Consider the following 13,464-nt stretch of genomic DNA (forward strand, 5'->3'; position numbering starts at 1 on the left):
CAAAATCTAATTTAGATTCCTTTTTGCAGTTGAAACATCTCTCGTTTCTAGGTGAATTAGCTGATCAAAAACTATAAAGTGGATTTTTTTAACTGAAATTTTTAATTCAAAAGCTGCCAACCAAGCCTAATTGTAGCAATTCAATAATCACCGTATCCTAAGCCTTTTTTCTTTTCAACTTCAATACAGTGATTTCCGGCCAGATACCTACTCGCCCAGGAAAGGCTAAAAATCCAAATCCACGGTTGACATGCAGGTAACGACCTAGCTCCTCATACAAACCCGCCCATTTTGGGTAGCGAAGTGAGGCCGGACTCCATTTGATAAATCCGGGAATCTCTATACCAAACTGCATGCCATGGGTATGACCACTCAGGGTGAGGTGAATGAATTGAGAAAACTTTTTTACTTCTTCATCAAAGTGTGAGGGATCATGACTCATTAAGATTTTAAAACTTTGATCGCTGAGATTTGCTACTGCTTTTGGCAAATCGCCATATTGTGCAAATCCTTTTCCCCAATTCTCCACTCCAATCAAATCAATGCTTGCTTTGGCCCCTTCGACTCCGCTCAGGGCAGGTTTTTGAAGCTTTACGTTTTCATTGCGAAGTAGCTTAAAACCTAGTTCCTCCTGGATTTCGTAAAGGCGTTGCATATTTGACTCTTTTGCTTCCTTATTTGGCCAGGACATATAATCCCCATAATCATGATTTCCCAAGATGGAATACTTTCCCATAGGTGCCTTTAACTTTTTAAAGGTGTCGATCCAAGGTTCCATTTCTTTTGAGTGATTATTGACCAGGTCTCCTGTGAAAAGAATCACATCCGATTCCTGTTGGTTAATAAGATCAACTCCGTATTCCAGCTTTTTCTTATTATCAAAACTTCCAGAATGAATATCTGAAATCTGGGTAATGGTAAATCCATCAAACTCCTCAGGTAGGTCATCAAACTCTAGCGTATGATTGACGACTCGATACCGATATTTACCAACAATAACTCCATGCAAAACTCCTAAAAATGGAATTGCCGAAAGAACTAATGCTGTTTGACTAATAAATTTTCTTCGATCCGGAAGGAAATCACCTTCGCTATTTCCACTTACAGATTGAAAAACGCCGGTAACAATTCGCACAAGGTCTTCCCCAAACATAAGTCCTAGAATGATCAGTTTTGGAATTAAAGATAAAACCAAGAGTGAGATCATTCTCCCAAAGTTCAGACTGAGACTAGCCCGGTTAAAAGTGAGGAAACCATAAGCAACAAAAAGGTAAACCGAAATAGAAAAGGTCCAATAGACAATCTTCACCCAGTTTTGGTCCCGAAATAGCGTTTTAAATGCTTGGTAGGAATACCAATCAATTAGAAAAACGAAAAACAAGAAAATCAGAATGCGAATCAGGACAGGAACCAAAATAGAATATTGATTTAGAGGGGATAAAAGCAAGCCTCATGTTGGGTATTCGGACTTACGGATTTGTAATATTATTCAAATAACGAATCAGGATATGAATGGGTTTACTATTTATTCAATGGTTTTTCATGGAGTAGATTAATGATCTCTTTCTAGCTTGCCTTAATTCATTCCTCTTCATTTTTTAGGATAGTAATCGGCGTCCCCTCCTCCCCCGCGTAAAAAACAATAATTTCAGCGGGAACCGAGCCCAAGTTTTCTCCAAAATGCCAGGTATCGTAAAGCTCCACAATCGGATCTCCCTCTTTCAAAAATAAGGTGTCTGCATATTCACTGATTACCATCAACTCCCCTTTTACTAAAACTCCCGCATTAATCGCCAGATGTTTATGCATCTGCATTTTAGTATTGGGAGGAATAGTGAATTTTAGAATAGAGAGTTTCGGTTCTTTTTCTGGGTAGGAAGGAAGTTTGTCTCCATTCCAACTCGTAGATGATTCTACCAATTTAATTACCTCTATTTCCCCACTGGCATCCACCTTTTCACAAGAGAACAACCCAATAAAAAGACCTAGTAAAAAAATATTTTTCATTTTTTTTAAAATTAATTTAAATAGAATAATCTGTCCCAAGACGTGGTATTTTTAAATCTACCACCTTAAATTTTAATAAGTTAGAATTTTCTTTACTACCAAATTTACTTTGGTTCCGCCCCAACAGTAAATCAGGTCTCATCTTCAAAAAACTCAATAAATGGATGTATAGGCCAAATTTTCCATTCTATCAACATTAACAAGAAAAGCAATAAAATGACTAGTTCTCTAAAATATTGTTAAAGGACGGAACCAATTGATACAAAATATTGATTTTTAAACTGGAATCCCAAAGTGGGGCTAATGAGAATCTTTTATAAATAGCTCTTTCAAATTAGTTTTCATTTATGAGGATTTAACTCCATTTATTTGGAAGATTACCAAAGAATATTTTAATTCGCAGCTTGATGATGAAGTTGATAACAAGATTTATTCTTTCTCTTTGTATCCTGCTTTCCAGTGGGTACAATCAACTATACGCTCATGCATTCGCAGAAGGGTCGGATTATGTCCCTTCCAGTTCAGTACTAAAAGCGCAAGACATTCAAACTGGCGCAAATTTTTCTGAGCATATTCATATTCTTGCTCCAAAGTCTGGAAATTCACTTAAAATTGATGCGACAGACATCGAGGAGGAGGAAGAAGATTTTCTCATTTCTTTTAAAAAGTATGTAGAGAACAGTCTCTACTTCTCGGCAATTTTTTGCACCCAGATTTTAGGGATATTGACCGAGTACATTAAACCAAGTTTATTTCTTACAAAACATTTTTCAAAAATAAGCCCCTATCGTATACACCTAGAAAACCAGGTGTTTACTATATAATACTTTTTGCAGGAAGTAAATTCTTCCAAACCTCATTACAGTTATCCTTTACTGAAAACCGCATTTAACAAGGTTTAAATGCACATTATCCTGTGTTTTATTATTCACACAGGCTAAAGGAACCTCACTTGGAATTACATTTAAAAGAAACCTATTATGAAAAATTATCTCATGATTTTAGGTGCGTGTGCGCTGTTTTCTCAGACAGGTTGCTCTACGCATGGAGAAGAAAAACACGAAGAAAAAGAAACATTTTTGGTCACAAGTCCTCTTCAAATGGACACCACACTGACCAAAGAATATGTCTCTCAAGTCCACTCGATCCAGCATATTGAGTTAAGAGCTCAGGAACGAGGATATTTAGAAAAAATTTATGTTGACGAGGGGCAATTTGTAAAAAAAGGCCAATTGCTCTTTAAGATCATGCCTAAGCTTTATGAGGCAGAAAGAGAAAAGGCTCAAGCAGAAGCAGATTTTGCTGAAATAGAGTATCAAAACACCAAATCTCTTGCTGATAGAAATATCGTGGCACCCAATGAATTGGCTATGGCCAAAGCAAAAGTAGCAAAAGCGAAAGCAGAGTTAGCCTTAGCGGATGTCCACCTTCAATTCACAGAAATCAGAGCCCCATTTGATGGTATCATAGATCGATTTCATGTGAGAGAAGGAAGTCTTTTGGAAGAGGGTGAATTACTATCCAACTTCTCTGATAACAGTAAAATGTGGGTGTATTATAACGTCCCTGAAGCTGAATACCTTGATTATAAATCAGAGGTAAAAGATGATTCAAAAGTGGATGTCAATCTTTTGATGGCAAACCATAAAATGTTTCCACATCAAGGGGTGGTAGAAACGATTGAAGCCGACTTTAATCATGAAACTGGGAATATTGCCTTTAGAGCGACTTTCCCAAACCCAGATGGCCTATTACGGCATGGAGAAACCGGTAACATCCAAATGAGCATCCCAATGCCAAATGCGATGCTTATTCCTCAGAAAGCCACTTTCGAAGTATTGGATAAAAAGTATGTATATGTCCTTGATGAAGAAAATAGAATTCAATCAAGAGAAATAGTAATTGGTGCTGAGCTACCCCATATTTTCGTGGTCCAATCTGGACTTGAAACAGGTGATAAAATATTACTTGAAGGATTACGACTCGTAGAAGAAAACGATGAGATCGAATATGATTTTGTGCAACCAGAGGATGCATTGTCGCAACTGGATCTGTACGCGGAATAATAAGAAAATTAAAAACACAAAATCATGTTTCAAAAATTCATACGTAGACCTGTATTTGCGATAGTAATATCGGTCATGATCGTTTTTGTAGGGTCATTGGCTATTAAACAACTGCCAATCTCTCAGTTCCCTCAAATTGCACCTACTACAGTAAATATATTTATTGCTTACCCTGGTTCCAGTGCGGATGTACTGGTGAAATCAACCTTAATTACGCTTGAAAACTCAATCAATGGGGTGCAAGGTATGCGCTATATGGCCACAGATGCCACTAGTGCTGGAGAGGCCACGTTAAGAGTTATTTTCGAACCTGGAACGGATCCAAACCAAGCGGTTATTCGAGTCAAGACGAGGGTGGATCAAGTCATGCCCCTCTTACCTGAGTTAGTCCAAAGGGAAGGTGTGGTCATCACTCCTATCCAACCTAGTATGTTGATGTATGTCAACCTCTATGCGAAGGATCAACGAATGGATGAAAAATTCCTCTATAACTACGCAAACGTTCAAATGATTCCGGAACTCAACCGGATCAAAGGGGTTGCAAGATCTCAAATTTTAGGTAGTAGAAGATACGCTATGCGTGTTTGGTTAGATCCAGACAGAATGCGAGCTTATGACATCTCAGTTGACGAAGTCATGGAAGCTTTGCAAGAGCAGAGCATCGTAGGGAGACCAGGTAGAATTGGTCGAAGTTCTGGTATAGAAGCACAATCTCTCGAGTATGTATTAACCTATAAAGGTCGATATAATGAACCAGAGCAATACGAAAATGTAATCGTCAGAGCCAATTCTGCAGGTGAAAAAATCAGGCTTAAAGACATAGGAAAAGTAGAGTTGGGTAGTGAATTCTTCGATATTTACTCCAACCTAGACGGACATCCTTCCGCGGCAATTGTCCTCAAGCAAAACTATGGCAGTAATGCCAGTGATGTTATTGCAGAAGTAAAAGCCAAGTTGGAGGATATGAAAACCAAGTTCCCTCCTGGGCTAGATTACAAAATCAGCTATGATGTTTCCAAATTCCTTGATGCTTCTATTGAGCAAGTAATCCATACGCTTCGAGATGCTTTTATTTTGGTTGCAATTGTAGTATTCATTTTCCTTGGAGACTGGCGATCAACCTTAATCCCGATTCTGGCAGTGCCTGTATCTCTGATTGGAGCCTTCTTTGTCATCCAGTTTTTCGGACTTTCGATCAACCTGGTCACCTTATTCGCACTAGTATTAGCGATTGGTATTGTGGTCGATGATGCGATCGTAGTGGTAGAGGCAGTTCATGCCAAAATGGAAGATTTTCCCCATCTGACTCCTTATCAAGCTGTGAAAAGAGTTTTGGGAGAAATCAGTGGAGCAATTATCGCTATTACGGCTGTAATGGTATCTGTATTCCTGCCCATTTCCTTTATGTCAGGACCTGTAGGTACTTTCTATCGACAATTCTCGATTACCATGGCGAGTTCCATTGTGATTTCAGCAATTATTGCTTTGACCTTGACGCCGGTATTATGTGCCATGCTATTGAAAAATCATCATGGACACGAGAAAAAAAGGAATTTCCTTACCAAAGCATTAGATAGCTTCAATAGTGGTTTTGATAAATTAACTGGCAAATATGTCAATGTCCTGAAATCCATTGTCAATAGAAGATGGTTGACTTTTGGGATTTTATTAGCCTTCTGCGCAGGAATTTTCTATGAAAGCGAAATCCTTCCTTCTGGATTTATTCCAAGTGAGGATCAAGGAACTATTTATGCCATTATTCAAACCCCTCCTGGAGCTACTTTGGAGAGAACAAACCAAGTATCTCAAAAACTTCAGAAAATCTGTGAAGAAATCGATGGGGTAGAATCTGTTTCATCTTTGGCAGGTTATGAGATTATGACGGAAGGTCGTGGATCTAATGCCGGTACCTGCTTGATCAACTTAAAGCCTTGGTCAGAAAGAGAGCATACTGTAACAGAGATCATGGAAGAATTAGAAGAAAAATCCAAAGGTTTAGGTGCGGTAGTTGAATATTTCGAACCACCTGCAATTCCAGGATTTGGTTCTTCTGGTGGTTTCTCCATGAGGTTATTGGATCAAAATACGACTACTGATTATCAAGAATTTGACAAAGTCAACAAACAGTTCATGGAAGACTTAGGAAAGCGGAAAGAGTTGACTGGTTTGTTTACTTTCTTCGCGGCTAACTATCCACAATATGAGCTAGAGATCAATAATGATCTTGCAATGCAGAAAGGAGTTTCAATTGGTAAAGCGATGGAAAACCTAAATATTCTGATTGGTAGTACATACGAACAAGGTTTTATCAAATTTGGTAGATTCTTTAAAGTTTATGTTCAGTCCGATCCAAAATTCAGAAGGTTACCATCTGATGTACTGAAACTTTATGTGAAGAATGAAAGCGGTGAAATGGTACCTTATTCGGCCTTTATGACCTTAAAGAAAACTCAAGGACCCAATGAGGTCACTCGATATAACATGTACAACTCCGCAGCTATCCGTGGTTTACCGGCAAAAGGGTACACCACAGCAGATGCTATCGCTGCTATTCGGGAAGTAGCCGCTACCACATTGCCAAAAGGTTATGATATTGCTTGGGAAGGTTTATCCTACGATGAATCTAACCGTGGAAATGAGTCTCTTTATATTTTCATCATTGTATTAGTCTTTGTGTATTTCGTGCTTGCAGCACAATACGAGAGCTTTATTATACCTCTGGCCGTGGTTTTCTCACTTCCTGTAGGTGTATTTGGTTCCTTCTTGTTGCTGAAAGGCATGGGGCTTCAAAATGATATTTACGCTCAGATTGGACTCATCATGCTGGTCGGTCTATTAGGTAAAAACGCCGTATTGATTGTGGAATTTGCGGTGCAGAAACGTCAAGAAGGATTAAGCATACTCGAAGCTGCGATAGAAGGAGCAAAAGTACGTTTCCGACCTATTTTGATGACTTCCTTCGCCTTCATCGCTGGTTTGATTCCTTTGATTATGGCAACTGGAGCAGGTGCAATTGGTAACAGAACCATCGGTGCTTCAGCGATGGGAGGAATGCTTTTCGGAACCATTTTCGGAGTGATCATTGTCCCAGGCCTTTATTACATATTTGGCAAATTGGCTGATGGTCGTCACTTGATTAAAAATGAAGACGAAAGTCCATTATCAGAACAAAATTGACCTCAATCATGCTTAAGAAAATAATAAATATAGGCCTTATGGCAGCAGGAATGGCTATGATAGTCAGCTCCTGTAAAACCCCAGAATTGGCACAAAAAGATGTGAATAATCAAGTACCTGAGAGCTTTAATGGCTCTCAGGATACTACCACAAGTGCAACTATTGCTTGGCAAGACTATTTTAAAGACCCTTATCTCAAAGCTTTAATAGACACAGCCTTAAATAATAATCAGGAATTGAATATCACATTGCAGGAAATTCAATTTGCCCAAACCGAAGTGAGAGCACGTAAAGGCGAAATCCTTCCTTCAGTGGATATAGGTGCTGGTGCAGGAGTGGACAAGGTAGGAAGGTATACTAGCCAGGGCGCCAATGATGCCAATACTGAAATCAAACCGGGAGAAGAAATGCCTGAACCACTTCAAGATTACATGTTAGGTGCTAATGCCACATGGGAAGTGGATATTTGGAAAAAACTGAGAAATGCAAAAAAAGCTGCATTAACCAGGTACTTGGCTAGCATTGAGGGCAAAAACTTCATGGTTACCAATTTGATCTCTGAAATTTCCCGATCCTATTATGAGCTTTTGGCATTAGACAATCAGTTGGAAATCATACAGCAAAATATCGAAATCCAAACCAATGCCCTGGACATTGTCAAATATCAAAAGGAAGCTGCTCGGGTCACTGAATTAGCTGTTAGGCGATTTGAGGCTCAGGTCTTAGACACCAAAAGCCTTCAATTTGACATCCAGCAAAAAATCGTCGAAACGGAAAACCGAATTAACTTCCTCGTGGGAAGGTACCCCCAACACGTTGCTCGGGATCACCGAGAGTTTACAGATTTAATTCCTGATTTGGTTCAGTCTGGTATCCCTTCTCAATTGTTGGCTAACAGACCTGATATACGACAGGCAGAACTGGAACTTGAAGCTGCAAAAATTGATGTACAAGTTGCGAAAGCTGAATTTTACCCTTCGCTTAGAATCACTGCAGGAGTAGGATTCAATGCTTTTAAAGGTTCTTATCTATTTACCAGCCCTGAATCCTTGATTTATTCATTGGCAGGAGAATTAACAGCTCCATTGATCAATAGAAACGCAATCAAAGCAAATTATATCGGCGCGAATGCAAAACAGATTCAGGCTATTTATAACTATGAACAAACCATTCTGAACGCCTATGTGGAAGTAGTAAACCAACTTTCTAATATTCAGAATCTGGAAAAAAGTTATCGATTAAGGACTCAACAAGTGAGTGCTTTGACCGAGTCAATAGATATTTCAAATGAACTATTCAAAAATGCGAGAGCTGATTATATGGAAGTTTTATTAACTCAAAGAGATGCCTTGGAAGCAAGATTTGACTTAGTAGAGACTAAAATGAAACAGATGAATGCCAAGGTGAATATTTATCAAGCCCTTGGCGGAGGCTGGAGATAATTTGATGATTTATAATAGGCTCTTTTAATTAGAAAACCCTTCAGGCAATCCTGAAGGGCTTTTTTTTTTAACCTTTAAAGTAACTATCCAATTCCTGCATCATCGCAGATTTGTCTCTCAAGTCATTGATGATTTTACCTTTTTCTAACAAGACGATTCGATCACAAATCTCAGTTACATGATTCAAATCATGACTGGAAATCAAAAAGGTGACATTGGACTTTTCTTTTTCTTCCAAAATCAATTTTTTCAGTCGAATCTGAGAGCTTGGATCCAAGTTTTCAAAGGGTTCATCTAAAAACACCACTTCTGGATTTCCCATCAATGCTGCTGCAATTCCCACTTTTTTCAAATTACCTTTAGATAGGTCTCTGATGTATTTTTTCTTTCCTAAAATCTCCTCATTGAATAAGTCTGTAAACTTATCCAAGTGATTTTGAAGATCTGCCTCAGATAAGCCATAAACTTTCATCAAAGTCTTGAAATATTCATCGGGAGTTAGATAAGCCAAAAGCATATGCTCATCTAAAAAAGCTCCCGTGCTCTTCTTCCAATCCTCACTCTTACTTACATCTTGCTCATTGATAAATACGCTACCCTCTGTGGCTCTTACTAAATCGAGCATCACTCTAAATAATGTCGTCTTTCCCGCACCGTTATTTCCTACCAAACCAAAACACTCTGAGTTGGGTATTTCTAATTGAGGTACATCAAGGACAACAGCTTCTTTATATTGTTTTTTAAGGTTACTTACTTGAATCATAATTCTTGACGGAATGAAGATGAAATTTCGTATTTATTAGTTAAAATTCGGCGAATGTTGATTGCTGCTAGCTTTTTAAATGCCAACAGGCCAGCTACCCCTAAGACTCCCAGAGTTGCTAATCCAACATACTCATTAAAGTATATCGCCAGAGGACTGTATATTAAATAAGGAAGTCCAACGATAGGAATGATCATTAAAAATTGCGCAGCTCCTACTCCCTCATAATTAAACATGGCTCCTTTATTCAAATCCATAGGTTTTGGTTTCCAAAGGGCCAAATAAATGATTACATGAATAGAAATACCAATGTTAAAGAGCCATGTGGCCAAATGAATCAAAAGGAACTTCCAGCCAAAGTATACATAAGGGACTGAAAGCATAAAGCATAGGAAAGACACGCAAATTAAAAGTAGGTACTTCCCTTTTACCAAGGCTTCTATACCTTCCTTGTGATTTAAAAAGAAGTCAAAATTTCCAGAATTCCAGCTCAGAAAAAGCTGTCCATACTGAATCATAAATATTCCGGTAATAAATACACCTACAAATATGAAGATGAAGCTAAATCCTCCTCCTTCAGTCTGATATTGAGGGTTAGTATAAAAAATCAGTCCATAAAGTAAAAAGAAAGCACTTAACATTAAAAAGGTCCTACTTTTCTTATGTCTGATAATTAGCATCCATTCTAAGTTTGCCATTTCCCCAGCTAGGCCAAACCTTGAAAAGAAACCGAAACTCTTATTTACAAATCGGGCTTCCTCTTCCTTGGCCAAATCTTCCAAATAGGCATTTTTCAAATAATAGCTATAAGCCAAGTAATAAGAAACCACCATCAATACTCCCATGATCAACAAAGGAATTGGGCTGGAAAGTGACAAAGAATAAAACGGACCTGTAATCTCACCTACGTTAAACCAACCTAAATAGGTAGATCCTCCTCCCAATAAAAGAACCGCAAACACGATCAGAACTCCTGTCAAACTATCTTCAAAGCGTTGCTTGAACCATAGCATTAACCAGTGCAAAAACCAGCTTGTCGTCAAAATCGTCCCGATCCAAAACACCAGTGAGGCAGCTCCCATTTCAGGTAAAATCACTTGTATTCCGAAAGGCAGAAACAGTAATATAGCGATAATGCTAATCGGGGAGATAAACGACCTAACCAATAGCATATGGATAATTTTTCTTTTCCCTATCGGTAAATGAAGGAGACTTTCTAAATCAATTACCGGTAAGGTTTGAAGAAAATACCGGTACATAAACTCCATGAGGAAAAAGAAGATCAAGCCTTGATTCAAAAGAGTTAAGGCATCACCTTCCCCAGTCATAGCGAGAATAATCTTCTCAAGAAAAATTCCTGCAATAAGCACATAGCTTAATAAAAGCAAAGCAAGGAACCCCAGAAATAGGGTAATCAAAATAGATTTGGCAAAGGAAGTGGACCTTAGGCTTTTAAGGAATTGTAATCGGATCAGTTCAAAAATCATAAAACTGGATTTGTATAAAACTTTCTAAATTCGCCACAAAAGATAACTAAACAAGACCTATTTATCATGGTTATGAACCAGAAATGGGCAAAGTCAACTAATGAAGGAGGAATTAAGCTTTTTCGAAGCGGTAAATTCAAGAAGATCGGTTAGAATTTTCGATCAGGAAGGATCATTTGATCATGAGATAGTTAAAACATGTTTGGAGGCTGCAATTCTATCTCCAAACAGCTCCAATCTTCAGCTATATCAATTTATCCGAGTACCTGAATCTTCTCCATTAAAAGATCAACTTGCCCAACTCTGCATGCGTCAAAAGGCAGCTGTCACTGCACGTGAATTGGTAGTAGTAGTCACAAGAAGAGACCTCTGGAAATCCCGAGCAGAGGCAAACTACCAATACATCAAGAACACTGTTCAAAATCAATCTGAAAAGAAACAAAAACAAGCTTTAAGCTATTACGGAAATCTGATACCTAAATTATATTCCAAATTTCCGGGTTGGACGATTATCAAAAAATTGATTGCTTGGTGGGTGGGAATGAAACGCCCCATGGTACGGGAAGTCAGTGAAACGGATGTTCGGATTTCCGTCCATAAGTCCGCAGCACTTGCTTCAATGACATTTATGCTGGGAATGAAAGCCGCTGCCTACGACACCTGCCCCATGGAAGGGTACGATTCCAAACGCATTTCCAAACTCCTAAACTTACCTAAAGCAGCAGAAATCTGTATGATCATCGGTTGCGGAAAGGGAATTCCTGAAGGGGTTTATGGGAAGAGGTTTCGCCTCCCGGTTTCATCGTTTATTTATGATTTATGATATAGGATATATGATTTAAAAAGCTTGTGGAGATTTAACTATTTGATTTTGCAATTATTTCTAGCCAGTAAAGGGTTTCATCCGATTCTTCAACCACAACACCAAGTTTTGCTATGAATTCTGCTTTAGATCTGCCTCTTAATGGGGCTCTGTAGTTAGCTCCAATAGAAGTGGAAGACCGAATAATTTGATTTGTAATAGGGAATGTCGAATTCTTTCTTGGTAAAGTTTCCGTCATTTCTATAATAGAAACGGCAAAAGCCTTCGTCCTCTTTTTTAATTCTTCTTTCATTTACAAATCTGATTACTACACTTTAAGTTAGTTAGATAATCATATATCTAACATCTTAAATCAAAAATTTAGTAACCATATTTCCCCTTCCATTTACTACCCAAATACCTTCTCAATTCATTTTCACGGGCATTTTCTCCGGGATCATATAATTTCATCCCTTTGATTTCATCTGGTAAAAATTCCTGAGCCACAAAATTCCCAGGGAAGTCATGGGAGTACTTGTATGCTTTGCCATAATTCAAATCTTTCATCAATTTCGTTGGTGCATTTCGCAAATGAAGCGGAACTGATAAATCTCCTTTTTCACGGACTAATGCCTGGGCTTGATTAATGGCCATGTAAGACGCATTACTTTTGGGTGAACTCGCCAAATAAGTCACACATTGCGAAAGAATTATTCTGGACTCCGGATAGCCGATCAGCTTCACCGCATCAAAACAATTGGTCGCTAAAAGCAGCGCGTTCGGGTTAGCATTGCCAATGTCCTCTGAAGCCAAAATCACCAATCTTCTGGCGATAAACTTCACGTCCTCTCCCCCTTCAATCATTCTTGCCAGCCAATACACTGCCGCATTGGGATCTGAACCACGAATGGACTTGATAAATGCCGAAATAATATCGTAATGCTGTTCTCCTGACTTATCGTAAAGCGCCACCTTTTGTTGAGCAATCTGCATTACCTTTTCATCTGTAATAATGCAGGGATCCTCGTTGATTCCATCGATGACGATTTCCAATAAGTTCAAGAGCTTTCTCCCATCACCTCCGGAAATTCTTAGCAAAGCATCGGTTTCCTTTAGCTCAACATTCAGCTTTTTCAAATCCACATCCTTTTCCAAAGCTTGGTGGACCATTGCTTCCAATTCCGGCTTACCTAATGAATTCAGCGTAAAAACCTGACACCTGGACAACAAAGCGGCATTCACCTCAAAAGACGGGTTTTCAGTAGTGGCACCAATCAAACGGATAATTCCTTTTTCTACGGCACCAAGCAAGGCATCCTGCTGGGATTTATTAAACCGGTGAATCTCATCAATAAAAAGAACGACGCCCATTTGAAATTTGGCTTTCTCTATTACTTCCCGGATGTCTTTCACTCCTGAACTTATTGCCGATAGCGTATAAAAAGGAGCTTTAATTTCATTGGCAATAATATTGGCGATCGTAGTTTTACCTACTCCAGGAGGCCCCCAAAGTATCAAAGAAGGGACATTTCCTGACTTGATGGCTTTAAATAAAAATGAGTTTGGAGAGGATAAATGTTCTTGGCCGATTAGGTCTTCCAATCGTACAGGACGCATTCTTTCCGCCAGAGGTGTCGTATTCATTCTTTAGAATCTAGATTCAGCAAGCAAGATACAGAGAAAAGAAAAAAGGCCTCAAGGGCCTTTCGAAATTGTCAAC

General features: G+C 38.7%; 11 protein-coding genes. 5 read left to right on the plus strand and 6 right to left on the minus strand.

Going from position 1 to position 13,464, the window contains the following annotated elements; translation table 11 throughout:
* Positions 1-157 precede the first annotated feature (157 nt).
* Positions 158-1,207, minus strand: coding sequence for a metallophosphoesterase (locus tag ALPR1_RS17840; RefSeq protein ID WP_237701594.1), 1,050 nt, complete (start codon positions 1,205-1,207; stop codon positions 158-160).
* A gap of 374 nt (positions 1,208-1,581) precedes the next feature.
* On the minus strand, positions 1,582-2,007 hold the full coding sequence (locus ALPR1_RS17845; RefSeq protein WP_008202788.1) for a cupin domain-containing protein: 426 nt from the start codon (positions 2,005-2,007) through the stop codon (positions 1,582-1,584).
* Between the two features lie 407 nt (positions 2,008-2,414).
* On the opposite strand from ALPR1_RS17845, the gene ALPR1_RS17850 reads away from it, so the two are divergent.
* The 4 genes from ALPR1_RS17850 (at position 2,415) to ALPR1_RS17865 (ending at position 8,692) form a co-directional block, all read left to right on the plus strand.
* A complete protein-coding gene (locus ALPR1_RS17850; RefSeq protein ID WP_008202789.1) occupies positions 2,415-2,831 on the plus strand; it encodes a hypothetical protein in 417 nt (138 codons plus the stop codon).
* Positions 2,832-2,987: 156 nt separating this feature from the next.
* Positions 2,988-4,073: an efflux RND transporter periplasmic adaptor subunit gene (locus tag ALPR1_RS17855; protein WP_008202790.1), complete on the plus strand. Its 1,086-nt coding sequence runs from the start codon at positions 2,988-2,990 to the stop codon at positions 4,071-4,073.
* A 24-nt stretch (positions 4,074-4,097) separates the two neighbouring features.
* Positions 4,098-7,250, plus strand: coding sequence for an efflux RND transporter permease subunit (locus tag ALPR1_RS17860; RefSeq protein ID WP_008202791.1), 3,153 nt, complete (start codon positions 4,098-4,100; stop codon positions 7,248-7,250).
* Between the two features lie 8 nt (positions 7,251-7,258).
* Positions 7,259-8,692, plus strand: a complete 1,434-nt coding sequence (locus tag ALPR1_RS17865; RefSeq protein WP_008202794.1) for a TolC family protein — start codon at positions 7,259-7,261, stop codon at positions 8,690-8,692.
* Positions 8,693-8,759: 67 nt separating this feature from the next.
* On the opposite strand, the gene ALPR1_RS17870 is transcribed toward ALPR1_RS17865, so the two are convergent.
* Positions 8,760-9,455 carry an ABC transporter ATP-binding protein gene (locus tag ALPR1_RS17870; RefSeq protein ID WP_008202796.1) on the minus strand — a complete coding sequence of 232 codons (696 nt, stop codon included), beginning with the start codon at positions 9,453-9,455 and terminating at the stop codon, positions 8,760-8,762.
* Entirely contained in the window at positions 9,452-10,942 is a 1,491-nt protein-coding gene (locus tag ALPR1_RS17875; RefSeq protein WP_008202797.1) for a DUF5687 family protein, read from the minus strand. Before ALPR1_RS17875 ends, ALPR1_RS17870 begins: the two co-directional genes overlap by 4 nt.
* Positions 10,943-11,042: 100 nt before the next feature.
* Here ALPR1_RS17875 and ALPR1_RS17880 point away from each other — a divergent pair, with 100 nt between their 5' ends.
* On the plus strand, positions 11,043-11,765 hold the full coding sequence (locus ALPR1_RS17880) for a nitroreductase family protein (protein ID WP_008202798.1): 723 nt from the start codon (positions 11,043-11,045) through the stop codon (positions 11,763-11,765).
* Positions 11,766-11,799: 34 nt separating this feature from the next.
* Here ALPR1_RS17880 and ALPR1_RS17885 read toward each other — a convergent pair whose 3' ends face one another.
* Entirely contained in the window at positions 11,800-12,057 is a 258-nt protein-coding gene (locus tag ALPR1_RS17885; RefSeq protein WP_008202799.1) for a four helix bundle protein, read from the minus strand.
* Positions 12,058-12,125: 68 nt separating this feature from the next.
* Positions 12,126-13,388: a replication-associated recombination protein A gene (locus ALPR1_RS17890; protein ID WP_008202800.1), complete on the minus strand. Its 1,263-nt coding sequence runs from the start codon at positions 13,386-13,388 to the stop codon at positions 12,126-12,128.
* Positions 13,389-13,464: the final 76 nt, after the last annotated feature.

Origin of the sequence: Algoriphagus machipongonensis, assembly GCF_000166275.1 — a bacterium.
Classification (GTDB): domain Bacteria; phylum Bacteroidota; class Bacteroidia; order Cytophagales; family Cyclobacteriaceae; genus Algoriphagus; species Algoriphagus machipongonensis.

Coding starts and splice junctions, on each gene's coding strand:
- ALPR1_RS17840 (WP_237701594.1), bottom strand. CDS start 1,207: ATGATCTCACTCTTGGTTTTATCTTTAATTCCAAAACTGATCATTCTA.
- ALPR1_RS17845 (WP_008202788.1), bottom strand. CDS start 2,007: ATGAAAAATATTTTTTTACTAGGTCTTTTTATTGGGTTGTTCTCTTGT.
- ALPR1_RS17850 (WP_008202789.1), top strand. CDS start 2,415: ATGATGAAGTTGATAACAAGATTTATTCTTTCTCTTTGTATCCTGCTT.
- ALPR1_RS17855 (WP_008202790.1), top strand. CDS start 2,988: ATGAAAAATTATCTCATGATTTTAGGTGCGTGTGCGCTGTTTTCTCAG.
- ALPR1_RS17860 (WP_008202791.1), top strand. CDS start 4,098: ATGTTTCAAAAATTCATACGTAGACCTGTATTTGCGATAGTAATATCG.
- ALPR1_RS17865 (WP_008202794.1), top strand. CDS start 7,259: ATGCTTAAGAAAATAATAAATATAGGCCTTATGGCAGCAGGAATGGCT.
- ALPR1_RS17870 (WP_008202796.1), bottom strand. CDS start 9,455: ATGATTCAAGTAAGTAACCTTAAAAAACAATATAAAGAAGCTGTTGTC.
- ALPR1_RS17875 (WP_008202797.1), bottom strand. CDS start 10,942: ATGATTTTTGAACTGATCCGATTACAATTCCTTAAAAGCCTAAGGTCC.
- ALPR1_RS17880 (WP_008202798.1), top strand. CDS start 11,043: ATGAAGGAGGAATTAAGCTTTTTCGAAGCGGTAAATTCAAGAAGATCG.
- ALPR1_RS17885 (WP_008202799.1), bottom strand. CDS start 12,057: ATGAAAGAAGAATTAAAAAAGAGGACGAAGGCTTTTGCCGTTTCTATT.
- ALPR1_RS17890 (WP_008202800.1), bottom strand. CDS start 13,388: ATGAATACGACACCTCTGGCGGAAAGAATGCGTCCTGTACGATTGGAA.